Origin of the sequence: Myxococcus sp. AB025B, from assembly GCF_006518215.1 — a bacterium.
GTDB classification, from domain to species: domain Bacteria; phylum Myxococcota; class Myxococcia; order Myxococcales; family Myxococcaceae; genus Myxococcus; species Myxococcus fulvus.
The window spans coordinates 41,042-67,080 of sequence record NZ_SRLW01000007.1 but is presented as its reverse complement, the minus strand read 5'-3'; the positions used below and the strand labels follow the sequence as shown (position 1 = coordinate 67,080).

The following is a 26,039-nucleotide window of genomic DNA, read 5'->3' as shown; positions in this document are numbered from 1 at the left end:
GGTCAGCACACCGCCAATCGCGGCCAACGAAGGCCCAGCGGAGCCAGTCGCGGAAAGCGTCCCCATAAGGAAGTTAGAGGAGACCAACACATGCTTGAACAGGTTGAGCAGTACCGCCCCCACGTCATCGCCGCTCTCACCGACGCCGGTCCCAAGGGGCGGACCGTGAAGGAGCTGTGCAGCGCGCTCGGAGCGGGAGAGCAGGCCGTCCGCCGTTGCCTCGCGGCGCTCGTGCTGACTGGCGAGGTGCGCGAGGCCGCGAGGTACACGCCCGGCGCTCGTGGCGCGGTGCCCCGGGCCTACAGCCTCCCCACGAGGGCCGAATGAACGCGTGCTGCCCCCGACCGCACCGAGGCCATGACGCTGTGACGGACGAACAGTGGGCCCTCCTCTCCCTCCTCTCGGTTCTGCTTGAGAAGCAGGGGACTCCGTCACTTCGTCATCAGCCGAGTGAAGGCCCTGATGAAGTCGAGAAGGAGACGGCCAGCTCCCGAGCGTCCCGAGCTGCGCGAGGTGTCGACGCGTCCGAGCGACAGCCAGCCATGGCCCTGGGATTGGCCCGCCCCGCCTGCCCCGCTTCTAGAGCAGACCGGGGCGCAAAGCGGGGCGCCCCATGAAGCGAAAAAGCCCTGACATCTCAACAGGGTGGCGAGCAGCTTGGCCTCCCTGCCCCGCCTGCCCCGCCTATTTAAGAGAAGAGAGAGAGAAAGAGAGGAACATACCCCCCACAGGGCAATTGCAGACATTCAACCCCTCTCATTCCCTCTCTACATCTCAGCGTGTGTTCCGGTGAAAAAGCGGGGCAGCGGGGCGGGTTGCCAGTTTCCTGAGTGATTCTCGCAGGTTAAGCCTGCCCCGCTTTCTGCCCCGCTACCGAATCCGCCCCGGTCCACCCCATCGAAGCCCACCCGGCAGCCCTTCGGCTCGCCGCGATTCCCCCCTTTTGCCTTGGACGTCCCGTGACAACCGCCGACTCGAACCCGACTCACATCCTGGAGGCCGCGCTGGAGTATGCCGAGCGTGGCTGGCACGTCTTCCCCTGCTTCGAGCCCACGCGTTCTCCCTCGGGGGTGCTCATCTGCACCTGCCCTGGTGGAGCGTCCTGCACTCAAGCCGGGAAGCATCCACGCACGCGCAATGGAGTGAAGGACGCCACGACGGACGCGGCCCAGATTCGCGCGTGGTGGCAGCTCTGGCCCCAAGCAAACGTCGCCATCGCCACGGGGGCCCTCTCCGGCATCGACGTGGTGGACATCGACGCGAAGGCCGGTGGTGTGGAGGCGATGGCGAAGGAGGAGGCGGCGCGCGGCGAGCTGCCCCGGACCATCGTGGCCCAGACCAGCGGCGGGGGTTTCCACGTCTACTTCCGCAACTCAGGACTGGTGTCGAAGGCGGCCAGCATCGCCCCTGGAATCGACACGCGCGGGAATGGTGGCTATGTCATCGCGCCCCCGAGCCTCCATCGCACTGGGGAGCGGTATGCCTGGGTGGCGGGCTCGACTCCGTCCCAGACACCTCTCGCGGATGCCCCCGCATGGATTCGTGACGCAGCCCAGGCCAAGCGCACCCGCCCCACGCCCGTTGAAGGGACGACGACGGAGAGCACCTGGCAGGCGCCCACGCGCGACGGGCTCACCGAGGAGCAACTCTGGAAGCGGTGGCAGCACACGGGAGACCCCAAGCGTGCGGCGGCGGTGGAGCGCATGAAGGAGGGGCAGCCCCTGTTCCCATCCGGGGAGCATCACTACAACCTCTGGGCCCTTCTCTCTTACCTGCGATTCAAGGCCCCGGAGGCATCGGACGAAACCGTGTTGCGCCTGCTCGCCCCGGCCGTAGCGGCGATGGCCTGCACGGACCACGATGCCGCGCACGTTGCGGAGCGCCTCCATAGCGTCAATGCGCAGTACGGCGAGGCCCAGGCCCAGTGGGAGAAGGACGCCGCCCTGGTCAGGAGCTTGGTCCATTCACGCCCGTCAACCGAGGCCACGCCCGCGCTTGACGCTGACGGTTGGATGGCAGCTCCGGGCTACGCCATCCATGACGGGCAGTCGCTCGGCATCTTCAAGTACACCGACAGGGACAAGCTCTCCACTGTCGCCGCTGCGCCCATCAACATCACGGAGACCGGAGAGGATGAACACGAGACCTGCTACGTGACGGTGCGGTGGATGTACGGGGGCCGCGTGCGCACCGAGACGGTGCCGCGCGCCAAGGTGTCAGGGAGCGAAATCCTGGAGCTGTCGGGCCGGGGCGCCCCGCTCACCAGCAGCAACAGCAAGAAGGTCCAGGACTTCCTCCAGGCCCAGGAGCAGCACAATCACGCGAGCCTGCCTCGGGTGCGCATCTTCACCCAAAGCGGCTGGTCCCAGGACATGCGGAGCTTCGTCGTGGGGCGGCAGGTCATTGGGGAGCCCGGCCGCGTCATCATGCCCGGTGAAGCCGCCTTCCTCGATGCGCTCATGTCGCGCGGCTCGGCGGACGAACACCTGCGCCTGACGCTCGCCGTTCGCGACCGAAGCCCCGTCGCGGAGATGGCCTGGGCGGCGGGCTTCGCGGCGCCTCTGTTGCGGCTGCTGGAGCTGCGCAGCATGTGCCTGTCCATCTGGGGAGCCTCGGGGACGGGAAAATCCGCGGTGCAGGCCACCACCACGTCATTCTGGGGGCGTCCGTCGGGCCTCAAGGTCAGCGGGGATGTCTCGTCCGCCGCGTTGCAGGGCGAGCTGTCCCGCCATCGCGACCTGCCCACCTGGATTGACGACACCCAAGTCACCCGCGAGGGGATGACGAACCTGATGGCCTACATCGTGGGCACGGAGACGAGCGGAGCGCGCGCCACACAAACCGGGGAGCTGCGCGCGCGGAAGACGTGGCGCTCGCTGGCCTTCATCTCCGGGGAGAAGCCGCTCTTGCAGATTGGCGGCGCGGCGGGCGCGAAGAACCGAACGCTGGAGGTGTGCGCGCAACCGCTGGGGGACGCGGCCCTGGCCACGCAGACCCATCAGGGCTTGGAGAAGCATCACGGTCACGCGGGACCGACCTTCATCCGCGCGCTCATGGAGCACTACACGGCCCGAGAGCGGCTCGATTACCTGCGCGCCCTGCACCGTCAGCTCTCCACCCAGTTGGCGACGGAGACGACGGAACAGGCCCGCTACGCTGCGCTCCTGGTGCTGGCCGACAGGCTCGCACGCGTCCACGTCTGCGGCGAGGACGAAGCGCGCGCGCAAGTGGCCGCGCTCGACGCGGGGCAAGCCTTCTGCGCGGCGGTGTTGAAGGAGTCCCGCGAGACGAAGACGACCGCCGATGCGGCTTACGACTTCATCATGAACTTCGTCGCATCCAACTGGGCGGGCTTCGATGGCTTGAGCCCCATCCATCGTCCCGGACTGGTGGTGGACGAGAAGGACGCCAGTGGAAGGCGCTTCGTGGCCATCTTCCAGACGACGATGAACGACATCGCGCGCGAAGGACGCTTCGACATCCGGCAGGTGATGACGGAGCTTGCCGCCAAGGAACTCGCGGCCAAGGAAGACGGTCATCTCACGCGCAAGGTGTCCGTCGACGGCAAGCGTGTGCGGGCCTACTGGCTGGTCCTCGATGAAGAGAAGGTGGAGGCGGGGAACTCGCGCGTCGGGGCTCCCCATCCTCACTCCCATACGTCACCGGGTGCGAATCACGCGCGGATGGGGGGCATGCACCGATGAGTCACGGCACGTGTCCCAAGCCCCCAGTGCGCGCGGCGGTGGCCCGCCCCGGGACTCCCGACTTCCTCACCGTGGAAGAAGCCGCCGCGCTCCTTCGCGTGAACCGGAAGACGCTCTACGAGGCCATCCGGCTCGGACAGGTGCCCGGTATCGTGCGGCTCGGCAGAGTCCTCCGCATCCGTCGAAGCATCTTGGTAGAGTGGCAGCCGGGTAACAGCGGTCCTGCGCTCGGAGAGAAGTCATGAGCGTCAGACTGCGGAAGTGGAAGACGAAGGAGAACAAGGTGCAGGAGGCGTGGTGGGTTGACGTGAAGTACCAGCACCCCGACGGGCGAGTGGAGCGCATCCGCAAGGCGTCTCCGCTCAATACCCGGCGCGGCGCCGAAGAGTACGAGCGGCAGGTCCGCCACGCGCTACTGACCGGGACCTTCGGAAAGGAGAAGGAGCACGAGAAGGAGGAGGAAGCGCCGCTCACGTTGGCGAAGTTCGTCCAGCGCTTCCTGACCTACAGCGAGAACAACAACAAACACTCCACCGTCGTAGGCAAGCAGCAGATTCTCCGGGACCACGTTCTCCCGTGCTTCGGAGAGATGAAGCTCGAAGCCATCGGCCCGGCTGAGATCGAAGACTTCAAGGCTGCGATGAAGAAGAAGCCCCGAAGGCTCAGCGGCCACTCGGACACGCCCTCCAAGCGTGCCCTCCGGAGGCGCAAGGTCCGCACGCCGAAGACGTTGAGCCTGAAGACCATCAACAACGCCCTGGCTGTCCTGAGCAAGCTGCTCAACCTCGCGAAGGAGCAGAACGTCCTGGCCCACACCCCAGACGTGAAGCTCTTCAAGGTGAAGAAGCCCGACTACGACTTCCTCACTTTCGACGAGGTGGACCAGCTCATCGAGGCCGCCGAGCCCCAGGACATAGCCCTGTTGACGACGGCGCCCAAGACGGGGCTACGGCAAGGGGAACTCATCGGGCTTCAGTGGCCGGACATCGACCTCGTGCGCGCCAAGCTCTACGTCAAGCGGACCATCTGGCGAGGCGTCGAGGGTACGCCCAAGAGCGGCAGCACCCGGACCGTGGACCTCCCGGAGTCCGTCGTGGAGGCCCTCAAGGCCCACCGGCACCTCCGAGGCCCCTTCGTCTTCTGCCAGGAGGACGGCGAGCACCTGACCCCAGGAATGATGGACCACCTGCTCATCACCACGCTGAAGCGGGCGGGCATCACGCGGGAGAAGGGGACCATCGGGTGGCACGACCTGCGCCACACCTACGGCAGCCACCTCGCCATGGAGGGCGTCCCCCTGAAGGTCATCCAGGAGCTGATGGGCCACGCCACCCTGGAGATGACGATGCGGTACGCGCACCTGAGTCCGAACGTGAAGCACGAAGCGGTGAAGGCCCTCGACCGCCGCCAGAGGGGCACACTGGGGGCACATGCCCAGGAGGCCGTCGGCTAGAAATGAAAAAGCCCCCAAGTCACAAGGACTTGGAGGCTCTTTCGGGTTGCCCAGGGCGGGATTCGAACCCGCACACCTTTCGGCGCCACCCCCTCAAGATGGTGTGTCTACCAGTTCCACCACCTGGGCGTTGCTGCGCGGACCATCTACAGGACCGCTTCGGATCACGCAACGAGTTTCTAACCGCTGCGTGCTCCGATTTGTTTCAACCCGCCCCTCAGGGAGCCGGGGTCGGCGCGGGGGCCTGCTGGCCCTCGGCCGGAGCCGCCTCACCGCGCGGCTGCTCCACCGTCCCAGGGGCCGCCTGCTGACCCGCCGGAGACGACGTCTCACCCGCCGCAGGAGCCGGCGCCGCGGGAGCCGCCGGAGCGGGCGCCGCGATGGAACCACCCGCCGCCACCGAGGACTTCAGGCCGACGAAGGACAGGCCCAGCGACGTGAAGAAGAACATCGCCGCGCACACGCCGGTGAGCTTGCTCAGGAAGGTCACCGCGCCACGACCACCAAAGGCACTCGTGGCCGCGCCGCCGCCGAGGGCCGAGCCCATGCCAGCGTCCTTACCCGGCTGCAGCAGGATGACGAAGATCATGAACACGCACACGAGGACGTGCACGATCGTGACGAAGGTCAGCATGTGGAGTTTTCCGAACGTTCCGTGAAAAGAGGGCGCACCTTATTGCAGAAAACAGTGCGCCGATAGCACCAAATCGCGCGCCCTACCCTACCGGGCCGCCTGGATGATGGCCGCGAAATCGCCGACCTTCAGGCTCGCCCCCCCCACCAGCGCCCCGTCCACGTCCGGCTGCCCCAGCAATTCCGCGGCGTTATCCGGCTTCACACTGCCGCCGTACTGGATGCGCACCTGGGCGGCCGTCTGTTCGCCGTACAGCCGGCCCACCAGCGCCCGGATGGCCGCGTGGACCTCTTGCGCCTGCGCCGACGTCGCGTTGCGCCCCGTCCCAATCGCCCACACCGGCTCGTACGCCAGCACGAAGCCCGCCACGTCCTTCGCCTCGAAGCCCTCCAGCCCTCCCCGGACCTGACGCTCCACCACCTCCAACGTCCGGTTCGCCTCGCGCTCCGCCAGCGTCTCGCCCACGCAGAGGATGGGCGTCATCTTCGCGGCCAGCACCGCCTTGGCCTTCTTGTTCACCGTCTCGTCCGTCTCGCCAAACAGCTGCCGGCGCTCCGAGTGCCCCACGATGACGTAGGCACACCCGAGCTCCGCCAGCATCGGCGCGGACACCTCGCCCGTGAACGCACCCGACGACTCCCAGTGGCAGTTCTGCGCCGCCAGTTGCAACGGCGCGCCTTCCAGCGCGACGTGCACCGCCTGCAGCGCCAGGTACGTCGGCGCCACCACCACCTCCACCACATCCCCCACGGAGGTCACCGCCCCCCGCAGCTCACGGACCAGCGCCAGGGCCTCCGGCACCGTCTTGTTCATCTTCCAGTTGCCGGCGACGATCTTCCGACGTCGAGACGAGACGGCCATGTGTCACTCCCCCAGCGCTGTGGATGTGGTGGTGCTGCTGCTTGGGCGCGACGGAGACTACCGCGTCTCCAGCGCCTTGATGCCCGGAAGCTCACGGCCTTCCAGGAACTCCAACGAGGCCCCGCCGCCCGTGGACACGTGGCTGAGCTGATCCGCCAGCCCCATCTGCTCCACGGCCGCCGCGCTGTCCCCGCCGCCAATCACGGTGATGGCCTGCTTGTTGTTCGCCATGGCCGTGCCCACCGAGCGCGTGCCCTCGGCGAACTTCGCCACCTCGAACAGCCCCATGGGCCCGTTCCACACCACCGTGCGCGCGTCGCGGATGTGCTGCGTGAACAGCGAGCGCGTCTTCGGCCCGATGTCCAGGCCCATCATGTCCTTGGGCACCGCGTTGTCCGGCGTCTCCTGCGCGGAGCTCTTCTCCGTCGGCTCGGTGCCGACGATGTGGTCCACCGGGAGGACGATGGGCGTCTTCAGCCGGTGCGCAGCCTCGAGCAGGCGCGTGGCCAAGGACAGCTTGTCCTCCTCGACGCGGGACTTGCCCACCTCCACGCCCTGCGCCTTCAGGAACGTGTACGCCATCGCCCCGCCCACCAGGAGCGCGTCCACCTTGGGCAGCAGGTTCTCGATGACCTTGATCTTGTCGCTCACCTTCGAGCCACCCAGGATGGCCACGAAGGGCTTCTCCGGCGTCTTCAGCACGCGGCCCAGGTACTCGATCTCCTTCTTCATCAGGAGGCCCGCCGCCTTCTCCTTCACGAAGGGCACCATGCCCGCCGTGGAGGCGTGGGCGCGGTGCGCGGTGCCGAAGGCGTCGTTGACGTAGACGTCCGCCAGCGCGGCCAGCTCGCGCGCGAAGGCCTCGTCGTTGGCCTCCTCCTCCTTGTGGAAGCGCAGGTTCTCCAGCACCACCACCTGCCCCTCCTTCAGCTCCTTCACCTGCTTCTTCACGCCGTCGCCCACGCAGTCATCCGTGAGGATGACCTCGTGCTTGCCGCCGAGCAGGTCGGCCAGCCGCACGGCGACCGGCTCGAGCGACAGCTTCGGGTCCGGCCCCTTCGGACGTCCCAGGTGGGAGGCCAGGATGACCTTGCCGCCCAATTCCAGCGCGCGGCGGATGGTGGGCAGCGCCTCACGGATGCGGGTGTCGTCCGTCACCTTCCGGCCGTCGAGCGGGACGTTGAAGTCCACGCGGATGAAGGTGCGCTTGCCCGTGAGTTGCAGCTCGTCGATGTAGCGGATCATCTTGGCTCTCCCTGGACCGGAAACGGACTACACGCCCTTCGACACGAGGAACTTCGCCGTGTCGACCATGCGGTTGGAGAAGCCCCACTCGTTGTCGTACCAGGCCATGACCTTCAGCATGTTGTCGCCCATCACGAAGCAGTTGGTGGAGTCGAAGATGGCCGAGTGCGGGTTGCCGTTGTAGTCCACCGACACCGTCTGCGCGTCGCTGAACTCCAGGATGCCCTTGAGAGGACCGGCGGCGGCGGCGCGGTAGGCCTCCACCACGGCCTCCTGGGTGATCTTCTTCTCGGTGTTCACCGTCAGGTCCACCAGGGACACGTTCGGCGTGGGGACGCGGACGGCCAGGCCGTGCATCTTGCCCTTGAGCTGCGGAATCACCTCGCCGATGGCCTTCGCGGCGCCGGTGCTGGTGGGAATCATGGAGAGCGCGGCGGCGCGGGCGCGGCGCATGTCCTCGTGCGTGAGGTCCAGGATGCGCTGGTCGTTGGTGTAGCTGTGCACCGTCGTCATCAGGCCCTTCTCGATGCCGAAGTTGTCCACCAGCACCTTGGCGATGGGCGCCAGGCAGTTGGTGGTGCACGAAGCGTTGGAGATGATGTGGTGCTTGGACGCGTCGTACTCGCCGTGGTTGATGCCGTAGGCGATGGTCAGGTCCGGGCCCTTGGCCGGCGCGGAGATGAGGACCTTCTTGGCGCCCGCCTTCAGGTGCTTCTCGGCGCCCTCGCGGCCGGTGAAGCGGCCGGTGCACTCGAGCACCACGTCCACGTTCAGGCTCTTCCAGGGCAGCGCCGTCGGGTCCTTCTCCGCGGTGACGATGATCTCCTTGCCGTCCACCACGATGCCCTTGTCCGTCGCCTTCACCTCACCCGGCCAGGTGCGGTGCACGGAGTCGTACTTGAACAGGTGCGCCAGGGCGGCGGGCTTGTCCAGGTCGTTGATGGCGACGATCTCCAGGTCTTCCTTGCGGCTGAGCGCGGCGCGGAGGATGCAGCGACCGATGCGTCCAAACCCGTTGATGGCGATGCGAGTGGCCATGTGCGTGTCTCCTTAGAAGAGGTGGGCGCGAATGGCGCGCCCACGAACGGTTTTCACGTCAGAAAACGAGGGCCGCCGACCGTAGGCACGCGGCCCCGCTGAGTCAACGCTTCAGGTCGCTCGTGCGACGGCGCGCGCGTCGAAGCTGAACAATCACCCCGACCAACAGCCACAGCCCCGCGCCCGTTCCCCCGCCGGCCCCGCAGCCGCAGCCCGAGTCGCCCAGCGGATGGTAGAACTGCGGCAGCGCGTCCAGGACGATGGGCTCCGGGGGCTCGGGAGGCTCGGGCTCCTCGGGAGGATGCGGATCCACCCCGCGCGGCGCCACGCACCCGCTCAACAGGCCGGGCCCCGTCCCGCCGGAATCCCCGACGGGCGGCGAGCCCGGCGCGGGGAAGCCCGCGCGCACCAGGAACGCGGACAACAGCCGGGCCCGCGCCGCCCGGTCCACCACCGCCTCGAAGGGGACCCCCAACAGCAGCACCTGCCCCGCGGGCATGGAGAACACCCCCGCCCCCAGCTCCGTCCCCGCGTACCGCACCACCGCCGAGCCGCCCGAGGCCGGGATGAGCAAATCGGTGGACCCCACCGGATAGGCGCCCCGGGTGCCGTCGTCCAGGGCCACGCCCGTCCAATCCGCCAGGAAGTCTCCCGGCACCCCCTCCACGCTCCGAGCCGGCGCGCCGGTCCCCACCGAGGCCCGGAGGATGTCCGTGAGGAAGGCCTTGTCGTCCGCGTCCCCCACCGACAGCGCGGACGCCACCTGGCTGCCCGACAGCAGCAGATGTCCACCGCCCATCACATACGCGCGCAGCGTGTCCTGTTCGGCGCGCGTCAGTCCGGCGCCGGCAGCGCCACCCCGCCCGGTGAACCAGTCCACCACCCGGTAGCCCGCTCCGACGGACACCAGCCCCGCCGCCACCGCCCCGCTCGTCGCGCTGTCGAAGGCCACGCCCGACTGGCTCATCGCGTCCCCGTGGCGGCGCACGTAGGTGCCGTCGTTCATCGTCTCCAGGAGCACCCGCAGCGGGGCCTCCAGGTCATACGCGTCCAGCGCCTCGCCACACGCCAGCGCGGAGTCCAGCCGCTCGAAGGCATTGACCACCAGCGCCGGGGGCGCGTCCCCCGAGCGCACGCCGACGATGGCGGACGGGAAGCCCTCGCCGCCCGCGCTCACCGCCGCGACGCGGAAGTAGCGCGAGACGCCCGCCGCCAGCGGCACGCTCAGGCTCGTCCCGGACACCTCGGTGCCGTCGTCCCAGGCCTGGCCATCCTCGCTCTGGTAGACGCGGTACGCGGTGGGCGCATCGCGCCCCTCCTCGTCCGGGTTGGCCTGGGGCGCGGCCCAGCGCACCTCCACCGTGCCGGCCGAGACGTTGCGCGCCACCACCGCGTCGGGGGCCTCGGGCGGCAGCGACACCGCCACGCCGTCCCGCGCGGCGTAGTACTTGATGAGGCCCTGGAGGATGGCGCGCGCGGCGACGCGGCGGAACGCCGGCTCCTTCAGCCGGTTCGAGTCCGCCACCGCGTCGTGGTAGGCGACCTCCAGCAGCACCGACGGCATCTCCGGGTTGTGCGTGGGGTTGACCTCGCCCAGGTTCGCCGAGCGCAGGCTGCGCACGCGCCACGTCGGGTCGACCTCGCGCTTGAGGTCCGTGCCCAGTTCGTCCAACAGCGCCCGCCCCAGCACGTCGCTGCCGGGCACGCCCTCGAACTGGAGCGTGCCGTCCACCGGGTTGCGTCCATAGACATAGGCTTCGGTGCCCACCACGTTGCCGGTGGTGGAGGCGTTGGTGTGCCAGGCCACATACACCGCGTCCTCCCCCTCCTCGTGCAGCCAAGCGGCGAAGCGCGCGCGGGCCGTCACGTCCGCGTTGCGCTCGTTGGCGATGGCGTTGGCCCCGGTGGGCGCGTACACCGTCAGGGGCGCGCCGCTGAACTGCACGTGGTAGCGCGCGGCCTCCTCGTAGCGGGGACGCGGCAGCGCGGCCATCTGCGCGTCGCCGATGACGCCCGAGCCTCCGCCGAAGCGCACCGCGTCCACCGACACCGTGGCGCCCTCCTCCGCGTCGTTCATCAGCACCACCGCCGCGCGCTCCGGCCCCGCGTTCGCCTTGAAGAAGAAGCGGCCCAGCAGCACCCACGTCCCGCCGTGGCGGCGCTGGTTGACGCGGAAGTGGCTCTCGCCGCCCGCGTGGCGCACGACGTAGTGCGCGTTCTCGGTGCGCGTGGGCGCCGCGCCATACGAGACGTACACATGGTAGTTGCCGTCCGCGGGCACCACCGGCGCCCAGGTCGCCGTCGCCGTGGGCGCCTGCGTGGTGAGCAGCTCCCGCGTGGTGCCTTGTGTGAACGGCTCGACACCGTTGCCCATGGGGAAGCCAGGCGTCGCCCAGCCCTTCTGCTCCGTCGCGCGGAACAGCCCCGTGTCACCCTCCTCCGAGTAGCCCGCGCCACCGTCGTCCACGATGACCATGCGCGAGTTCAGGTCCGCCTCGCGCACCGGCACCACCGTGGCGCCCGCGCCCATCAACATGGGCAACAGGTACTGGTTCACCACCTCGGCGGAGATGAGGTCCTCCACCACCGCCCACGTGTTGGGCCGCTGCGTGGCCCAGCGCGACAGCGTGGGCGCCCGGTAGAAGCCGTGGCCGGGGCTCAGGTAGATGACCTTCCCGGACAGCGCGCCCGCCCGCGTCCGCGTCTGGGGCACCCCCGCGAGCGTGGCCTTCGTCGTGCCCTCCCGCTGCTCGCGCCGAACCACGGGCGCGTCGGAGGCGCTCAGCTTCCTCGCCTCGTGCGCGCGGCGGGACGGCGCTGGCAGGTACACCGCGTCCGGGGGCTCCAGGCCACAGGCGCCCACTTCGCCCTCGTGGGTGTGCACGGGGGCCCGGGCGGAGGCGAGGGTGGAGGTCAACAGGAGGGCCAGCAGCACGCCGCCTGGACGCGCCCGGAAGAAGTCGGTGCTCATGGCCGCCGACCTTACCCATTCACATCTCCACGGCAATCGAACCCGTGAGTGCTAGCCTGCCCGTCCCTTCAGGTTCCGATGACCGTACCTGCCCGGCCACCTCCCACCTTCCCTCCCCGTCGCGGCTCGGGGTTCCTCGCCTCGTTCGGCCATGCCTGGGCGGGCCTCATCCACACGGTCGTGTACCAGCGCAACATGCGCCTGCACCTCATCTCCGCCGTGCTGGTGGGGCTGGTGGGCAGCGGCATCCCCCTGGGGCTCGCCGAGAAGGTCACCCTCATCTTCTGCGTCCTGCTCATCTTCTTCGCGGAAATCCTGAACAGCGCGCTGGAGCACCTGGTGGACCTGGCCGTCCAGCAGTTCGACGAGAAGGCCCGCCTCACCAAGGACGCGGCCGCCGCGGGCGTGCTGGTGCTCGCGCTGGGCACGGTGGTCATCTTCGCCGCCATCCTCGTGCACAACTGGGAGACGGTGCGCACGAGCACCGACGCCATCGTCCGCCAGGTGGCGCTCGGCCTGCCCTTGACGGCGTGCGTGGTGGTGCTGGTGCTGCCCCAGCGAAGGCCTGTCGGCGTGGACGTGGGCGCCTTCGTGGCGGGCGGCGTGCTGCTCGCGTTCCTGGCGCAGTACACGGCCAGCACCGTGTTCACCGCGATGACGGCCGGGCTGCTCTTCGTCGCGGGCTCGGCGGCCTACACCCGCCGACGCGAAGCGGGCTCTCCAGGGGCGCCAGCGGGCGATTCGGCGGTCAACCGGACATAAAAAAACCGGCTGACGCCGGTCCACCACCACCTCAGGGGGCGGGAGCCCCGGAACCCGTCCGGAGCTCGCTCACCCGCCGAGGGTCGCTTGGGGTGAGTCTCGCACGCTCAGGCGCGCTGACGCCACTCGGAGCCCTGCTCCGGGGACGCAGGCACGGCGACGGCCTTGTCGCCTTCCTTCAGGTCCGAGGTCACCAGATCGAGCAGCTCCGTGGCGATACCGATGACCTGGTGCGGCGTGTAGCCGCTGGCGCGAAGCTGGTTGAAGAAGGTGCGCGCCAGGATCCGGGTGCCCTTTTGATCGGTGCTCACAGTCAATGCCTCCAAATTTGGGGGCGGCGCGAACAACGAGGGCCGCCGGCTAATCACTTGAGCCTTGTTCTTCAACCCCCGTGCCAGTCGTTCTCTTCCAAACGGATTCACCAGCAGTTCCCAGGGGTTGAAGAGCCGCGTGGGTCGGCATGGGGGGATTCGGGGTGCGAAGGGGCCTACGCACCCAGGGGAACCCCCGAGGGAACTGGATGGCCGGGTGCATCACGAGGTACGCACCCGTTCCGCGGCGGCGAGCCCCTCGTGGTTTCAAGTGCTTGCAATCTTTCAGCGGGGTGGAGCAGAACGCGCCCCCCACCAGGAGCGAACGGCAATGGCGTATCGGGTGAACAACATCGGGCTGTGGCTGGACGAGCCGGAGGAGCTGCTCGGTCAGCGGGCCGCGGAGAAGCTGGGCGTCACCCGCTCCGACCTGGCCTCCGTGCGGGTGGTGCGCTCCGTGCTGGATGCGCGCAAGAAGGGCAGCCCGCGCTACATCTACACGCTGGAGGTGGAGATGGCGCCGGGGCGCAAGCCCAAGCAGCTGCCTCCGGACGTGGGCGAGGCTCCGCCGCCGCCCGAGCCGCTGACGTCGGTGAAGCCACCCGAGCAGTGGCCCATCATCATCGGCACGGGCCCCGCGGGGCTGTTCGCCGCGCTGGGGCTGCTCGAGCGCGGCGTGAAGAGCATCCTCATCGAGCGGGGACGCGAGGTGGTGGCGCGGCGCAAGGACGTGGCGAAGCTGATGCGCGACGGCACGCTGGACCCGGAGAGCAACATGAACTTCGGGGAGGGCGGCGCCGGCGCGTACACGGACGGCAAGCTGTCCACGCGCATCAACCACCCCATGGTGCGCAAGGTCATCGAGGCCTTCGCCCGCTACGGCGCGCCGGACGCCATCCTGGTCGAGGGCAAGCCGCACATCGGCTCGGACCTGCTGCCGGGCGCGGTGGCGAAGCTGCGCGAGGAGCTCATCGCCGGCGGCTGCGAGGTGCACTTCGGCCAGCGCGTGGACGACCTCGTCTACAAGGACGGCCGCGTCGCGGGCGTGAAGCTCGCGGACGGGCGCACGCTGGAGAGCGACCGCGTCATCCTGGCCCCCGGCAACTCCGCGCGCGAGCTGTACGAGCGCTTCGCCGCCGACGGCCGCGTCAGCGTGGAGGCCAAGCCCTTCGCGCTGGGCTTCCGCGCCGAGCACCCGCAGACGCTCATCAACGGCATCCAGTACGGCAGCGCCGCGAAGAACCCGAAGCTGCCCCCCGCCGACTACAAGCTCGCCGAGAACCTGGACGTGGACGGTGAGGTGCGCGGCGTCTACTCGTTCTGCATGTGCCCGGGTGGAATCGTGGTGCCCACGCCCACCGAGGACGGGCTGCAGTGCACCAATGGCATGAGCAACTCGCGCCGCAACGCGCGCTACGCCAACGCGGGCATCGTCGTCTCCGTCTCCGTGGCGGACTTCGAGCGCGAGGGCTTCCGCGGACCGTTGGCGGGCTTGCAGTTCCAGCGGCACTGGGAGCAGAAGGCGTACGAGCTGGGCGGCGGGAAGTTCTTCGCCCCGGCGCAGACCATTCCGGACTACCTGGCCGGGCGCGTGAAGAAGGATCCGGGCGGCACCAGCTACCGTCCGGGCCTTGCGCATGTGGACCTGAACCGGCTGTTCCCGGAGCGGCTCACCACGTCCCTCAAGCAGGCGCTGAAGACCTTCGACCGGAAGATGCGCGGCTTCATCAGCGACGAGGGCAAGCTCATCGGCATCGAGAGCCGCACGTCGTCCCCCGTGCGAATCACCCGGGGCGAGGACCTGCAGTCGGTGTCCTGCAAGGGCCTGTACCCCGCGGGCGAGGGCTGCGGCTATGCGGGCGGCATCGTCTCGTCGGCCATTGATGGATTGCGCGTCGCGGAGCAGATTGCCACCGAGCTGGCGTGAGCCACGCCCGCGCCCCAACAGAGGGAGCCCTGCCATGCGTTATGTCGTGCGCACTCCGGATGGTGAGCTGACCTACCCCAGCCTCCTGGACGTGGAGCGCGCCTACGTCCAGGGCCTGGTGGACGCCGACGACGAGGTGCGGGAGGAGACCTCCCAGACGTGGCGCAAGGCGGGCAGCCTGCCGGTGCTCGCGCGCGCGAAATCCCCGTCCTCGGGGCTGGCGGCGCGGGGCCAGTGGCTCACGGTGGCGGGCGCGGTGCTGGTGGGCGCGCTGGCCCTGTCGCTGGTGCTGCGCGACTCCTGGCACCTGCGCATCCTGGGAATCGTCCTGGCCCTGGTGGTCAGCTCGCTGCTCACGCGGGTGACGTTCAAGGCCTTCAAGCGGCCTCCGCCCCAGGCCTGAGGCCCGCCTCCTCCCCTGCTCTCCAGCCGGAGGGCCCGACGCCCGCCGACATCGGCAAGCGCACGGCCCATCTTGTCCGCTGGAAGTCAGCCACGCGAGAGGGGAGGACGCACTTGCTCAGCACCTATCTGTCCAAAGATGCCGCCCGCCGTCTGCGCCATGGAGCCCCCTGGTTGCGCCGGGAGGACATCGTCTCCATGGAGGGAACGCCCCAACCCGGCGAGCCCGTGCAGCTGCGGGACGAGGACGGCGCGGTGCTCGGGCTGGGGGACGTGGACCTGGAGGCCTCGCTCGCGGTGCGGCGGCTGGGCATGCCGGACGAGGCCGTGGAGGGGCTGATTCCGCGCCACCTGCGCCGCGCCTTCGAGCGCCGGGGCCGCATGGTGGACGACCCGCGCTTCTGCCGGGTGGTGAACGATGACGGGGACGGGCTGCCCGGCCTCGTCGTGGACCGGTACGACACCCACTTCGTGGTGCAGACGCTGACGCGCTCCATGGACGCCCGGCATCAGGACATCACCCGCGCGCTGGTGGAGGTGACGGGCGCCAGCTCGGTGCTGCTGCGCAACGACTCCCCGCGCAGGAAGGCCCTGGGACTGTCCACCCAGCGGCCCCATGTCCTCTATGGCACCCCACCCCGCTGGTGCCGACTGCTGGAGCTGGGCGCCCGGTTCACCGTGGACCTCACGTACGGCCAGGGCACGGGCTACGCGTATGACCAGCGGGAGCTGCGCCGCGTGGTGGGCCGCATGGCCTGGGACGGCCGGGTGCTGGACGCCGCCTGCAACGTGGGCGGGCTCTTCGTGCACGCGGGCCTGCATGGCGCGCGGCACATCCTCGCCTTCGACGCGGACGCGGATGCGGCGGACCTGGCGCGGGAGAACGCCGAGGCCAACGGACTGTTGGGGCGCGTGCTCGTCGAGAAGGGCACCGCGCTGCAGGCCCTGCGCGCGGTGCGGGAGACCTTTGATTTGGTGCTGCTGGACACACTCCGGGTGGCGACCGAGGAGGAGTTCGTGGAGCACCTGCGGTACGCGCTGCGACGCACCCGGCATGGGGGCCGGCTGATGGTGGTCGGCTATCACCCACCCCTGGCGTTCGGCGGCTTCGACGAGCTGGTGGCCACCGCGTGCGAGGCGGAGGCGCGCATGGCCACGCGGCTGGCCCGGCCCGGGCTGCCTCCGGACCACCCGACGCTGGTGGGCTCCCCGGGCGCGGAGTACCTGGACACGGTGGCGCTGGAGGTGAGCTGACGAGGGAAAGCACCGCTCCGCCGTGGGGAGTGCTAGTGTCCGCGCCCGCGATGACCAACGAAAACGCCCCCCAGACCGCGACCTCCACCCCGGCGGATTCCGTCGAGACCGTCCGCAAGGTGTACGCGGCCGACCTGCGTGAGAAGGACCGCGTCCACACCGTCTTCCGCGTCACCAAGAAGGAGAAGGTGACGGCCCGCAGCGGCAAGGTGTTCCTGGCCCTGACGCTCGTCGACAAGAGCGGCGAGGTGGACGCGCGCGTGTTCGACAAGGTCGACGCGCTCGAGCCGTCCTTCCAGTCCGGCGACTTCGTGCTCGTCCAGGGCAACGTCATCCAGTTCCACGGCCGCACGCAGGTGGTGGTGGAGGGCCTGGAGCGCCTGGACCCCGAGCCCCTGGACCCCAAGGAGTTCGAGCCGCCCCCGGCGCCTCCCGCCGAGCCCAAGGCCGCCCCGGAGGCGAAGCCCGCCGCCGAGCCCCGCGCCGAGAAGGCCGACAAGGGTGAGAAGAGCGAGCCCCGTCACGACGGCGGCGGTGGCGCCCGGGCCGCGGGCCTCATCCGCGAGCTCATCAACGAGCGCATCAACGACCCGTTCGTGAAGCAGCTCCTGATTGCGTTCCTGGACGACCCGCAGGTGTCCGCGGGGCTGCCGGTGGCGCCGGCCGCCAAGGGCATGCACCACGCGTGGCGAGGGGGCCTGGCCGAGCACCTGCTGTCGGTGATGCGGCTGACCCTGCGGGTGGCGGACCACTACCCCATGGCGGACCGGGACCTGCTGCTGGCGGGCGCGTTCCTGCACGACGTGATGAAGGTGGCGGAGATCTCCCCGGACAAGGGCTTCGACTACACCGACGAGGGCAAGCTCGTGGGCCACCTGGTGATGACGGCCCAGAAGATCCGCGAGAAGACGCTGTCCATCCCGGGCTTCCCGCCGCTGCTCGAGAACCACCTCACGCACCTGGCCATCTCGCACCACGGGCAGCTGGAGTACGGCAGCCCCAAGGTGCCGATGACCATCGAGGCGCACATCGTCCACGCGCTCGACTCGCTCGACTCGCGCATCGCCTCGTGGCTGGAGGCCATGCAGCGCGACTCGAACGAGAAGTGGACGGACGTGCTGCGCCACTACGACCGGCAGCTCTGGAAGGGCCCCCTGCCCACCGTGCGCGGCCGCGGGCCCGTCGAGGGTGGCGGTGGTGGTGGCCGGCGCAAGTCGCGCGAGGAGAAGCGCAAGAACCGGGGCGACAAGGCTCCGCAGCAGCAGGCCCCTTCGCAGGAGGGCGGCGCGCCGGTGGTGGCGCGTGAGGAGCAGCCGCAGCAGCGTCCTCCCCGCCGCGAGCGGCCGCCTCGCGAGGACCGGCCTCCCCGCGAGGACCGTCCGCCGCGCGAGGAGCGCGCCCGGGACGAGCAGCGCGCGCCCCGCGAGGAGCGCCCGCCGCGTCCGCCGAGGGATCCGAACAGCCTGCCGAAGGAGCTGACCTTCAAGCCCTTCAGCGCGCTGACGACGCTCTCGGGCGACAAGAGTGGCGAGGGTTCGTCGGAAAGCTGAGTCGTCATGGCGAAGAAGCTGGGTGAGCGCCTCATCGAGGCGGGGCTCGTCAACGCCGGGGCCGTGGAGCAGGCCCTGGAGCACCAGAAGATCACCGGCCACAAGCTTGGGGACTGTCTGGTGGAGCTGGGGCTCCTCCAGGAAGCGGCGCTCTTGCGCTTCCTGGCCGCGGAGTTCCAGACGCGCTTCGTGAGCGCGGACAAGCTGGCCAAGGCGAAGATCGCCACCGAGGTGCTCGACAGGCTCCCGGTGCGACTCGCCGAGGCGCAGAACGTGCTGCCCCTGGCGGTGGACCCGGACCGGAAGCTGTTGTCCGTGGTCGCCGCCGAGCCGCAGAACAAGGCGCTGATGGACGAGATTGCCCTCGTCACGGGCATGTCGGAGGTCTACGCGTACGTGGGCCTGCGCGGCGCCATCGCCGCGGCCATCCGCAAGCACTACTACGGCGACCCCACCGCGTTCGCCGCGCTGCTGGAGGCCGCGAGCGCGCAGTCCGGCCCCGCCGAGTCCACGTCGCGCGCCGGCGCGCCGGAGCACAACCGCACGTCCACCAGCAACCGCAGCAGCCTGTCCTTCCGCATGGAGACGGACCCGCGCATGCGGGTGCAGCGCCCCAGCGGCGGCACGCAGGTGGCCGGTCGTCCGTCGTCCACGCAGCGGCGCGAGCCGGGTGGCCCGCGCGGGCTGGTCAGCGACATCGACTACGTGGAGACGCTGGGCATCCTCGTGGGGCTCTTGGAGCAGGACCGCCAGCGGCACCGGGGACACTCCGCGCAGCTCGCGCGGCAGGCGGGCATCGTCGGTCAGCGCATGGGCATGCCCCACAAGGAGCTGGCCGCGCTGTCCATCGCCGCCTACCTGCACGATTTGGGCAAGCCGTCCGAGCGGCACTTCTCGCTGGCGAGCAACGCCGTCAACTCGGAGTGGAAGGCGCAGGCCCGCGCCGCGTGCCGCGCGCCCACGAAGCTGTTCGAGACGGTGCACCTGCCCGCGCAGGTCAACACCATCCTCGCGCAGCTCTATGAAGCCTGGGATGGCTCGGGAACTCCGCAGGGCGCCAAGGGAGAGGAGATCACCCTGGGCGCGCGCATCCTCGCGGCGGTGGACAGCTTCCTGGAGCTGACCAAGAACCCCGGCAACGCGCTGGGCAAGGCGCTGCCCAAGGAGCAGGCCCTGGAGCACCTGCGCACGAACGCGGGCGTGCTCTACGACCCGGTGGTGGCGGACATTGTCATCCAGCTGCAGAGCGGCGAGCTGCTCCGCCACAGGCTGGAGAGCGAGGGCCGGCAGGTGCTCGTGGTGGAGCCGGACGAGACGGCTCGCGGCGAGCTGCTGGAGGCCGTGCTCAAGCAGGGGCTGGTGGCGCACGCGCTGTCCACGCAGGAGGGCGCGCAGGACGGCCTCGCCCGGCAGGACTGCGATGTCCTGGTGGTGAGCCTGCGCCTGGGTCAGCAGGAGGTGTTGGACTTGCTCCAGCAGGCCCGCTCCGCGCCGGAGACGGCGGGGCTGCCCATCGCCGTGGTGGGCGAGCCGGATGCGCCCACGCGCGAGCGACTGATGATGGGCGGCGCGACGGAGCTGCTGCCGCCCGGGGACAAGTCCCTCGTCGCCAAGGCGGTGCGCGCGCTGCTCGAGGACCGGGTGCTGCACAACGGCCCGGGGCGCGTGGTGCGTGGCAGCTTCGACGAGCTGCCTCCGAGGGAATTGCTGCGCACGCTGGGCAGCGCGAGGAAGAGCGGCAAGCTCAACCTGCGTCAGCACACGCTGGAGGGCTCGATGCACCTGGAGAGCGGCCGCGTCGTGTTCGCCTCGTTCGGCGGACACACGGGAGAGCCCGCGCTCCAGGCGCTCTTGAAGCTCAAGCAGGCCGACTTCCAGTACGACCCGGACGCGCTGCTGCTGGACGTGCCGCAGATGGACCAGGACCTCCAGACCCTGGCCGGCGGCGTCAGCGCAGGTTGAGGTTGAAGAGGGCGGCGGCGTTGGCGGTGGTGACCTCGGTCACCGTCTCCAGCGTCACGCCCTTGAGCTCCGCCAGCTTCCGCGCGGTCTCCACCACGTGCGAGGGCTCGTTCTTGCGCCCCCGGTGCGGCACGGGCGCCAGGTACGGGCTGTCGGTCTCCACCATCAGCCTGTCGAGCGGCGCGAAGCGCACCGCGTCCTGCAGCGCCTCCGTCTTCTTGTAGGTGATGACGCCGGAGAGCGAGAGGTAGAAGCCCCGGTCCAGGTAGCGCCGCGCGGCGTCGGTGTCTCCGGTGAAGCAGTGGATGACGCCCTTGGGCACGCCGACCTCGCCGAGAATCGCGTCGCAGTCCTCGTGCGCGTCACGCACGTGCACCACCAGCGGCTTGCCCAGCTTCACGGCCAGCTCGCACTGGTGTCGGAAGATGCGCGCCTGCGCCTCCCGGGGTGAGTGGTCGTAGTAGTAGTCCAGGCCGGCCTCGCCCACGGCGCGGACCTCGGGCCGGGCGCAGGTGCGCTCCAGCGTGGCCAGGTCGTCCTCCGTGGCGCGCGCGGCCTCGTGCGGATGGATGCCGAGCGTGGGCGAGAGGAACTCGGGATGCGCGGCGGCCAGCTCCAGCGCGTTGCCCCACTCGCCGGGACCATGGAACTGGCCCACGACGATGGCGTGGATGAGGCCCGCGGCGCGCGCGCGCTCCAGCACCGGGGCCGCGTCCGCGAAGTCCTTCACTTCCAGGTGGCAGTGCGCATCCACCAGTCTCATGTCCCCTCCTGAAACAAGTCGTCCAGTTCCTGCCGTGCCTCGGGTGAGGTGAAGGTGCTCACCGCCGCGCGCACGTGCTCGCGGCCCTCGGGGAGGCCCAATCTCCAGAGCCCATCCGCCGCGTCCAGCCGGTCCTCCTCCTGGGCGCTCACGTCCCGCAGCAGCGCGAGCAGCCAGGGCAGGGCCCGCTCGTCGCCCAGGCGTCCCAGGCCGCGCGCGGCGGCGCCCCGGCAGGAGTCCTTCGGGTCATCGAGGATGGCCTTCAGTCGCTCCAGCGCGCCAGCGGCCTTCACCTCGCCGAGCAGCTCCACCGCGAGCGCGCGGTCCTGACTCCACTTCTTGCGCGTGCGCTGGAGCAGGTGTGCCGCGCCGTCGGCGTCACCCAGCCGGGCGAGGACTCCCGCGGCCTGCGTCTTGTCGAAGGCGGGGAGCAGCCAGCGGCCGAACAGCTTCTTCACCGCGGGCAGCGCGCGAGCGTCCTCGAGCTCCGCCAGCGCGCCCAGGGCGCGGAAGCGGAGCAGGTCCGCGTCCAGCGCGTCGATGAGCACCTCGAGCCCCGCGGGGTGCTTGAGGGCGGCGATGCCTCGCGCCGCCTCGAAGCGCACCTCGGGGACGGAGTCCTCCAACATGCCCGCGAGCGCGCCGCGCAGCTCGGGCCGGGCCATGTCCGCCAGTCGACCCGTGGCCTCCAGGCGCACCAGCGACTCCTCGTCGCGAAGCCGCGAGATGAGCAGCGCAATGGCTTCTTCTTGAGGCAGCACCACGGTGGCCAGCGCGATGCCCGAGCGCTTCACCTCGGGCTGCGCGTCCGACAGCATCCTCGGCACCACCTCCGTGAACTCGGGTGCGCGCGAGGGCACCTCCGCCGCGAGGTGATGGAGCTGCTCGGCCGCCTCCGCGCGAAACGCGGGGCGCTTCTCGTTCTCCAGCGCCAGCAAGGCCCGATCCCGCTCCGCACGCCAATCCGTCACGTCCCATCACCTCGCTTGCCCGACAGCGTCCGCTTCGAGCACCTCGAGCGAACAGGGGCAGGGAGTTGCCACCCTGCCCCGTCCGCGCCGACTACTTCACGTCGCTGCCGGGCGGGACGTTGCCCGGATCCAACAAGGACAGGTCCTTGCCGCCCGGGCCCGCCGTCAGGAGCATGCCGCGCGACGAGATGCCCTTGAGGCTGCGGGGCTTCAGGTTCGCCACCACCACGACGTTGCGCCCCACCAGCGACTCCGGCGCGAACGCCTCGGCGATGCCCGAGACGATGGTGCGCGGCCCCGTCGCCTCGCCCACGTCCACCGTGAGCTTCAGCAGCTTGTCCGCCTTGGGGACCTTCTCCGCCGCGAGCACCTTGCCCGACTTGAGCACCACCTTGGCGAAGTCCGCGTATTCGATCTCAGCGGACGCCTCCCCTGCTCCCGCGCCCTCCGTCGCCTGCGTGACGGGCGCGGCCTCGGCCGGCTTCTTCTCCACCTTCTTCTCCTTGCCACCTTCGGTCTTCTTCGCCTCCGCCGCCGGAGCGGGCGCGCCGCCCGCGGGCAGCGAGAGGATGGCGTTGACGCGCTCCTCCTCCAGCCGGGGCAACAGCGGCTCCGGGGTACCGATGGGCCGGCTGCGGTCCAGCAGCGGATACTTCGCGCCCTCCAGCGCCTGGAACGTGAGCGGCGGCGCGCCCAGCTGCGCGAACAGCTTCTCGGACAACCTCGGCGTCACCGGGGCGAGCAACGCGCCCAGCAGGTACACGACATCCGCCGCGTCGGAGAGGTCCGCGCGCGCCGCCTCCGCGTCCTTCTTCACCAGCGCCCACGGCGCCTGCGCCTGGACGAAGGCATTCGCCGCCGACGCGATGTCCGTGATGACGCGGATGGCGTTGCGGTACTCGAGCTTCTCGAACGCCTCACGCACCTCGCCGACCCGGGCCAGCACCGACTCCACCAGCGCGCGGCCAGGACCCTCGGCCCGGCCCGGCGCGAGCTTCCCGCCCAGCGGCCCCGCCAGGAGCGACAGCGCGCGGTTGGCCAGGTTGCCCACGTTGTTGACCAACTCCCCGTTCACCCGCAGACGGAAGTCCTTGAGGTTGAGGTCCAGGTCCTCCACGCCCGCGCCCAGGTTGGCCGCGTAGAAGTAGCGCAGGTAGCTGGGGTCCAGCTGGTTCAGGTAGTCGCGCACCGGAATCATGGTGCCGCGGCTCTTCGACATCTTCTCCCCGTTCACCGTGAGGTGGCCGTGGACCTTGATCTCGCTCGGCACATGCAGGCCCGCCACATCCAGCACCGCCGGCCAGAACAGCGCATGGAAGTAGACGATGTCCTTGCCGATGAAGTGGACGATGCGCGCGCCGCTGTCCTTCTCCCAGTAGTCCAGCGCGCTCTTCGCCTTGCCCGTCTGCTTCGCCCACTTCTCCGTCGTGGCGATGTAGCCGATGGGCGCGTCCAGCCAGACGTAGAAGTACTTGTCCGTCTCACCGGGAATGGCGAACCCGAAGTAGGGCCCGTCGCGGCTGATGTCCCAGTCCGCGAGCCCCTTCTCGAAGAAGCCCTGCAGCTGCGTCGCGAGCCCCGGGTGGAGGAAGCCCGGCTTGCGCAGCAGCGCCTGGAGGAAGTCCGCGTGCTTCGAGAGCTTGAAGAACAGGTGCGCCGAAGACTTGCGCACCGGAGGCGTCCCACAGAGCGCACAGCGCGGCTCGATGAGGTCCGTGGGGCTGTACGCCTTGCCACACTTCTCACAGACGTCACCGTACTGGTCGGGCGACTTGCAGTTGGGACAGGTGCCCTTGATGAAGCGGTCCGGCAGGAACCGGCGGTCCTTCTCGCAGTACGCCTGTTCGACGTCCTTGCGCTCGATGTCGCCCTTCTCCTTCAGCCGCCCGTAGATGAGCTCCGCGTAGTGGCGGTTCTCCGGCGAGTTGGTGGAGTGGAAGGAGTCGAAGCGCACGTCCAGGTCGTGGAAGTCCTTCTGGTGCTCGTCCTGGAAGCGGGCGATGAACTCCTCGGGCTTGAGCCCGTGCTTCGCCGCGTTGAGCTCGATGGGCGTGCCGTGCGTGTCGTCCGCGCAGAAGTAGACGACGTCCTTGCCGCATGAGCGGAGGAAGCGCACGTAGATATCGGTCTGGATGTACTCGACGGCGTGCCCGAGATGGATGGGGCCGTTCGCGTACGGAAGCGCACTGGTGACGAGGATTCTCTCCGCCATGGACTCTCCTGGGGGCGGCGGACATTAGCCGCTCGGGGGGCCGAGGTCATCGACGGCGTGGGGCCGCGCGCACGAATGCACGACGGAGCCGGGGATGTTATCGACCGGATACGAATGTGCACCATCGTCATCCTTCGTCAGGTCCACCCCGAATGGCCGCTGGTGCTCGCGGCCAACCGGGACGAGTTCTACGCACGTCCCACGACGGGCCCCCAGGTCCTGCTCGAGTCCCCTCGCGCCGTCGGCGGACGGGACGTGGAGCGCGGCGGGACGTGGATGGGAGTGACTAACGAGGGCCTCTTCGTGGGCCTGACCAACCAGCGCGGAGGACAGGGGAAGGGCCCGGCCCCCCGCTCGAGGGGAGAGGTGGTCCTCCAGGCCCTGCGGGCCGCCAGCGTGGAGGGCATCGAGCGCTACCTGGACACGCTGTCCGGCGAGGACTTCCTCCCCTTCAACCTCCTCTACGGCGATGCCCGGACGCTGCGGGTCGCCTACGCCAGGACGGGCCAGGCCGAGCTGCGGCGCGAGGACGTCCCCCCAGGCATCCACGTGCTCCCCAATGACGTGCTCGACAGTCCGGAGCTGCCCAAGGTGGCGCGCGCCCGGGTGCTCGCCCAGGCGCTGCCGCACGAGCCCTGGCCCCGGTTCGAATCCGGGCTCAAGGCCCTGCTCGGGGACGACCTGCTGCCCCCCGAGAGCGGGACCCCGTCCCCGGTTCCCGGTGAGTCGCTGCCCCCCGACCTCCTGCGGCGCCTGCAGGCGCTCTGCATCCACACGCCCGCCTACGGCACGCGCTGGTCCTCCATCGTTGCCCTGGCTCCGGGACGCGTGGGGCATTACCTGGTGTCGCAGTCCGCGCCGTGCGAGGGCTCCTGGGAGGACATCACGGGGATGCTCGATGTTCCCCCTCCCACGACGCGCTGAGCCCGCCGCGCCCCTCGCGCAGGCGCGCCAGCAACCGTGAGAGCAGGGGCGACAGGTGCGCTCCCGGCTCGGCGCCGAGCCCTCGCAGCGCGCGATGCAGCGCCACGAAGTCCCGCGCCACGTCCGGGTCGTCGAGCACGGCGCCCCCTCCGGGAAAGAGGTCGTCGACGAGCGCCACGTCCTCGTCTTCCCAACCACGGCGCGACGGCGGCCTGAGCAGGGCCACCGGCACGAGCATCCCGCACAGCACCCCGGGGCGACCGCTCTCGGCGTGCAGCGCATGGACCTCGCCCGGGGGAATCACGACGAGGCTTCCGGGCGGCGCCATCAGCCGGACACCTCCGCAGCACACCTGCTGGACATGCCCCGCGTCCAGCGTGAGCTGGAGCTCGTCATGGACATGCAGGGCCTGCGTGGTGGCGCGGCCACTCACCCGATACAGCACCAGTCCCGGGTATGTGCCGGGTCGCCAGACCTGCGCCGTCGCATGCCCGTCCCACTCCGTCACCATCTCCCGCTCCCCGCGTCGATGTCCGGGAAGCTAGACGCCGATGTGGGTTCGGGGCATCCAGCCCCTGGGACACGGGCCGTGTCGTCGGGCCGGCACTCGCCTCAGGCCGGACCGGCGGGCGCGGGCTCGCCCACGAGGACGCGTGCCCGGCCGTCCATGGAGAGCTTCACCTCCTCGACAGTGCCGAAGCCGGACTCACGCGCCAGCTCCGCCAGGTGACGCATCCACGGGTTGTAGGGCATCCCGTTGTCCGAGCAGCACGGCACCACGGCGAACGGCAGCCGGTGTCTCGCCGCGTACTCGATGATGACGCGCGTGGCGCCGTCCGGGTGCATGCCCACCACCAGCTCCGCCTCGCAGGGCTCGTCCAGCGTGAAGATGCGCTGGGCATACGTCACCGGCAGGTGCTTGTGCCGCAAGTCGAAGGTGGTGACGGCGCGGCCCCGCCGCGTCAGGGCCTCGTTGAGGCGCCCCTGCCCTCCCGCCACGTCGAAGACGCGAGGGGCCATGAAGCGCGACACGATGAAGTCCGCGAAGAGGTCGAAGCGACGCTTGTCCGCCATACGCGGCCTCCTCTACCCGAG

The 26,039-nt window shown here is 69.9% G+C and carries 22 protein-coding genes and 1 tRNA gene; 11 read left to right on the top strand and 12 right to left on the bottom strand.

Annotation, left to right across the window (positions count from 1 at the left end):
• Nucleotides 1-90 precede the first annotated feature (90 nt).
• The 4 genes from FL311_RS02455 to FL311_RS02440 all read left to right on the top strand — a co-directional run bounded on the left by FL311_RS02455 (nucleotide 91) and on the right by FL311_RS02440 (nucleotide 5,157).
• Entirely contained in the window at nucleotides 91-327 is a 237-nt protein-coding gene (locus FL311_RS02455) for a hypothetical protein (protein WP_141323175.1), read from the top strand.
• 632 nt (nucleotides 328-959) lie between these two features.
• A complete protein-coding gene (locus FL311_RS02450; RefSeq protein WP_141323174.1) occupies nucleotides 960-3,704 on the top strand; it encodes a bifunctional DNA primase/polymerase in 2,745 nt (914 codons plus the stop codon).
• Entirely contained in the window at nucleotides 3,701-3,949 is a 249-nt protein-coding gene (locus FL311_RS02445; RefSeq protein ID WP_141323173.1) for a helix-turn-helix domain-containing protein, read from the top strand. Before FL311_RS02450 ends, FL311_RS02445 begins: the two co-directional genes overlap by 4 nt.
• Nucleotides 3,946-5,157, top strand: coding sequence for a site-specific integrase (locus FL311_RS02440; RefSeq protein WP_141323172.1), 1,212 nt, complete (start codon nucleotides 3,946-3,948; stop codon nucleotides 5,155-5,157). Before FL311_RS02445 ends, FL311_RS02440 begins: the two co-directional genes overlap by 4 nt.
• Before the next feature lie 47 nt (nucleotides 5,158-5,204).
• On the opposite strand, the gene FL311_RS02435 is transcribed toward FL311_RS02440, so the two are convergent.
• From FL311_RS02435 to FL311_RS02410, 6 genes are all read right to left on the bottom strand, one after another.
• Nucleotides 5,205-5,286 (bottom strand) — tRNA-Leu (locus tag FL311_RS02435).
• Nucleotides 5,287-5,374: 88 nt separating this feature from the next.
• The gene (secG, locus tag FL311_RS02430; RefSeq protein ID WP_046713064.1) at nucleotides 5,375-5,791 is read right to left on the bottom strand and encodes a preprotein translocase subunit SecG; all 417 of its coding nucleotides are present in this window, start codon (nucleotides 5,789-5,791) and stop codon (nucleotides 5,375-5,377) included.
• A gap of 87 nt (nucleotides 5,792-5,878) precedes the next feature.
• Nucleotides 5,879-6,652, bottom strand: a complete 774-nt coding sequence (tpiA, locus tag FL311_RS02425) for a triose-phosphate isomerase (RefSeq protein ID WP_046713063.1) — start codon at nucleotides 6,650-6,652, stop codon at nucleotides 5,879-5,881.
• Nucleotides 6,653-6,709: 57 nt separating this feature from the next.
• The gene (gene pgk, locus FL311_RS02420; RefSeq protein ID WP_141323171.1) at nucleotides 6,710-7,897 is read right to left on the bottom strand and encodes a phosphoglycerate kinase; all 1,188 of its coding nucleotides are present in this window, start codon (nucleotides 7,895-7,897) and stop codon (nucleotides 6,710-6,712) included.
• A gap of 27 nt (nucleotides 7,898-7,924) precedes the next feature.
• A complete protein-coding gene (gap, locus tag FL311_RS02415) occupies nucleotides 7,925-8,935 on the bottom strand; it encodes a type I glyceraldehyde-3-phosphate dehydrogenase (protein ID WP_141323170.1) in 1,011 nt (336 codons plus the stop codon).
• Between the two features lie 103 nt (nucleotides 8,936-9,038).
• The gene (locus tag FL311_RS02410; RefSeq protein WP_141323169.1) at nucleotides 9,039-11,906 is read right to left on the bottom strand and encodes an N-acetylmuramoyl-L-alanine amidase; all 2,868 of its coding nucleotides are present in this window, start codon (nucleotides 11,904-11,906) and stop codon (nucleotides 9,039-9,041) included.
• A gap of 78 nt (nucleotides 11,907-11,984) precedes the next feature.
• On the opposite strand from FL311_RS02410, the gene FL311_RS02405 reads away from it, so the two are divergent.
• A complete protein-coding gene (locus tag FL311_RS02405) occupies nucleotides 11,985-12,668 on the top strand; it encodes a diacylglycerol kinase family protein (RefSeq protein WP_141323168.1) in 684 nt (227 codons plus the stop codon).
• Nucleotides 12,669-12,775: 107 nt separating this feature from the next.
• Here FL311_RS02405 and FL311_RS02400 read toward each other — a convergent pair whose 3' ends face one another.
• Complete coding sequence (locus FL311_RS02400) at nucleotides 12,776-12,979, bottom strand: hypothetical protein (protein WP_174816750.1); 204 nt, start codon at nucleotides 12,977-12,979, stop codon at nucleotides 12,776-12,778.
• A gap of 331 nt (nucleotides 12,980-13,310) precedes the next feature.
• Between FL311_RS02400 and FL311_RS02395 the strand changes: the two genes are divergently transcribed.
• The 5 genes from FL311_RS02395 (at nucleotide 13,311) to FL311_RS02375 (ending at nucleotide 20,074) form a co-directional block, all read left to right on the top strand.
• Nucleotides 13,311-14,906 (top strand): NAD(P)/FAD-dependent oxidoreductase, encoded by a 1,596-nt coding sequence (locus FL311_RS02395; protein WP_141323167.1) that lies wholly within the window; start codon nucleotides 13,311-13,313, stop codon nucleotides 14,904-14,906.
• Between the two features lie 34 nt (nucleotides 14,907-14,940).
• The gene (locus FL311_RS02390) at nucleotides 14,941-15,309 is read left to right on the top strand and encodes a hypothetical protein (protein ID WP_141323166.1); all 369 of its coding nucleotides are present in this window, start codon (nucleotides 14,941-14,943) and stop codon (nucleotides 15,307-15,309) included.
• 113 nt (nucleotides 15,310-15,422) lie between these two features.
• Nucleotides 15,423-16,562, top strand: a complete 1,140-nt coding sequence (locus FL311_RS02385; protein WP_141323165.1) for a class I SAM-dependent rRNA methyltransferase — start codon at nucleotides 15,423-15,425, stop codon at nucleotides 16,560-16,562.
• A 50-nt stretch (nucleotides 16,563-16,612) separates the two neighbouring features.
• Nucleotides 16,613-18,112, top strand: a complete 1,500-nt coding sequence (locus tag FL311_RS02380; protein ID WP_194869012.1) for a 3'-5' exoribonuclease YhaM family protein — start codon at nucleotides 16,613-16,615, stop codon at nucleotides 18,110-18,112.
• A 6-nt stretch (nucleotides 18,113-18,118) separates the two neighbouring features.
• A complete protein-coding gene (locus FL311_RS02375; RefSeq protein WP_141323163.1) occupies nucleotides 18,119-20,074 on the top strand; it encodes an HD domain-containing phosphohydrolase in 1,956 nt (651 codons plus the stop codon).
• On the opposite strand, the gene FL311_RS02370 is transcribed toward FL311_RS02375, so the two are convergent.
• The 3 genes from FL311_RS02370 to metG all read right to left on the bottom strand — a co-directional run bounded on the left by FL311_RS02370 (nucleotide 20,061) and on the right by metG (nucleotide 24,020).
• On the bottom strand, nucleotides 20,061-20,837 hold the full coding sequence (locus FL311_RS02370; protein ID WP_046713053.1) for a TatD family hydrolase: 777 nt from the start codon (nucleotides 20,835-20,837) through the stop codon (nucleotides 20,061-20,063). The genes FL311_RS02375 and FL311_RS02370 overlap by 14 nt on opposite strands.
• The gene (locus tag FL311_RS02365) at nucleotides 20,834-21,808 is read right to left on the bottom strand and encodes a HEAT repeat domain-containing protein (RefSeq protein ID WP_141323162.1); all 975 of its coding nucleotides are present in this window, start codon (nucleotides 21,806-21,808) and stop codon (nucleotides 20,834-20,836) included. The genes FL311_RS02370 and FL311_RS02365 overlap by 4 nt, the downstream gene beginning before the upstream one ends.
• Nucleotides 21,809-21,899: 91 nt before the next feature.
• Nucleotides 21,900-24,020: a methionine--tRNA ligase gene (gene metG, locus FL311_RS02360; RefSeq protein ID WP_141323161.1), complete on the bottom strand. Its 2,121-nt coding sequence runs from the start codon at nucleotides 24,018-24,020 to the stop codon at nucleotides 21,900-21,902.
• Nucleotides 24,021-24,134: 114 nt separating this feature from the next.
• On the opposite strand from metG, the gene FL311_RS02355 reads away from it, so the two are divergent.
• Nucleotides 24,135-24,944 (top strand): NRDE family protein, encoded by an 810-nt coding sequence (locus tag FL311_RS02355; protein ID WP_141323160.1) that lies wholly within the window; start codon nucleotides 24,135-24,137, stop codon nucleotides 24,942-24,944.
• Here the strand turns inward: FL311_RS02355 and FL311_RS02350 are convergent.
• Together FL311_RS02350 and FL311_RS02345 are read right to left on the bottom strand one after the other, a co-directional pair.
• Nucleotides 24,904-25,455 (bottom strand): AraC family ligand binding domain-containing protein, encoded by a 552-nt coding sequence (locus FL311_RS02350; RefSeq protein WP_141323159.1) that lies wholly within the window; start codon nucleotides 25,453-25,455, stop codon nucleotides 24,904-24,906. The genes FL311_RS02355 and FL311_RS02350 overlap by 41 nt on opposite strands.
• 101 nt (nucleotides 25,456-25,556) lie before the next feature.
• The gene (locus FL311_RS02345) at nucleotides 25,557-26,018 is read right to left on the bottom strand and encodes a hypothetical protein (RefSeq protein ID WP_141323158.1); all 462 of its coding nucleotides are present in this window, start codon (nucleotides 26,016-26,018) and stop codon (nucleotides 25,557-25,559) included.
• Nucleotides 26,019-26,039: the final 21 nt, after the last annotated feature.

Coding starts and splice junctions, on each gene's coding strand:
- FL311_RS02370 (WP_046713053.1), bottom strand. CDS start 20,837: ATGAGACTGGTGGATGCGCACTGCCACCTGGAAGTGAAGGACTTCGCG.
- secG (WP_046713064.1), bottom strand. CDS start 5,791: ATGCTGACCTTCGTCACGATCGTGCACGTCCTCGTGTGCGTGTTCATG.
- FL311_RS02380 (WP_194869012.1), top strand. CDS start 16,613: ATGACCAACGAAAACGCCCCCCAGACCGCGACCTCCACCCCGGCGGAT.
- FL311_RS02345 (WP_141323158.1), bottom strand. CDS start 26,018: ATGGCGGACAAGCGTCGCTTCGACCTCTTCGCGGACTTCATCGTGTCG.
- metG (WP_141323161.1), bottom strand. CDS start 24,020: ATGGCGGAGAGAATCCTCGTCACCAGTGCGCTTCCGTACGCGAACGGC.
- FL311_RS02445 (WP_141323173.1), top strand. CDS start 3,701: ATGAGTCACGGCACGTGTCCCAAGCCCCCAGTGCGCGCGGCGGTGGCC.
- FL311_RS02410 (WP_141323169.1), bottom strand. CDS start 11,906: ATGAGCACCGACTTCTTCCGGGCGCGTCCAGGCGGCGTGCTGCTGGCC.
- FL311_RS02350 (WP_141323159.1), bottom strand. CDS start 25,455: ATGGTGACGGAGTGGGACGGGCATGCGACGGCGCAGGTCTGGCGACCC.
- FL311_RS02395 (WP_141323167.1), top strand. CDS start 13,311: ATGGCGTATCGGGTGAACAACATCGGGCTGTGGCTGGACGAGCCGGAG.
- FL311_RS02375 (WP_141323163.1), top strand. CDS start 18,119: ATGGCGAAGAAGCTGGGTGAGCGCCTCATCGAGGCGGGGCTCGTCAAC.
- FL311_RS02440 (WP_141323172.1), top strand. CDS start 3,946: ATGAGCGTCAGACTGCGGAAGTGGAAGACGAAGGAGAACAAGGTGCAG.
- FL311_RS02455 (WP_141323175.1), top strand. CDS start 91: ATGCTTGAACAGGTTGAGCAGTACCGCCCCCACGTCATCGCCGCTCTC.
- FL311_RS02405 (WP_141323168.1), top strand. CDS start 11,985: ATGACCGTACCTGCCCGGCCACCTCCCACCTTCCCTCCCCGTCGCGGC.
- FL311_RS02390 (WP_141323166.1), top strand. CDS start 14,941: ATGCGTTATGTCGTGCGCACTCCGGATGGTGAGCTGACCTACCCCAGC.
- FL311_RS02355 (WP_141323160.1), top strand. CDS start 24,135: ATGTGCACCATCGTCATCCTTCGTCAGGTCCACCCCGAATGGCCGCTG.
- pgk (WP_141323171.1), bottom strand. CDS start 7,897: ATGATCCGCTACATCGACGAGCTGCAACTCACGGGCAAGCGCACCTTC.
- tpiA (WP_046713063.1), bottom strand. CDS start 6,652: ATGGCCGTCTCGTCTCGACGTCGGAAGATCGTCGCCGGCAACTGGAAG.
- gap (WP_141323170.1), bottom strand. CDS start 8,935: ATGGCCACTCGCATCGCCATCAACGGGTTTGGACGCATCGGTCGCTGC.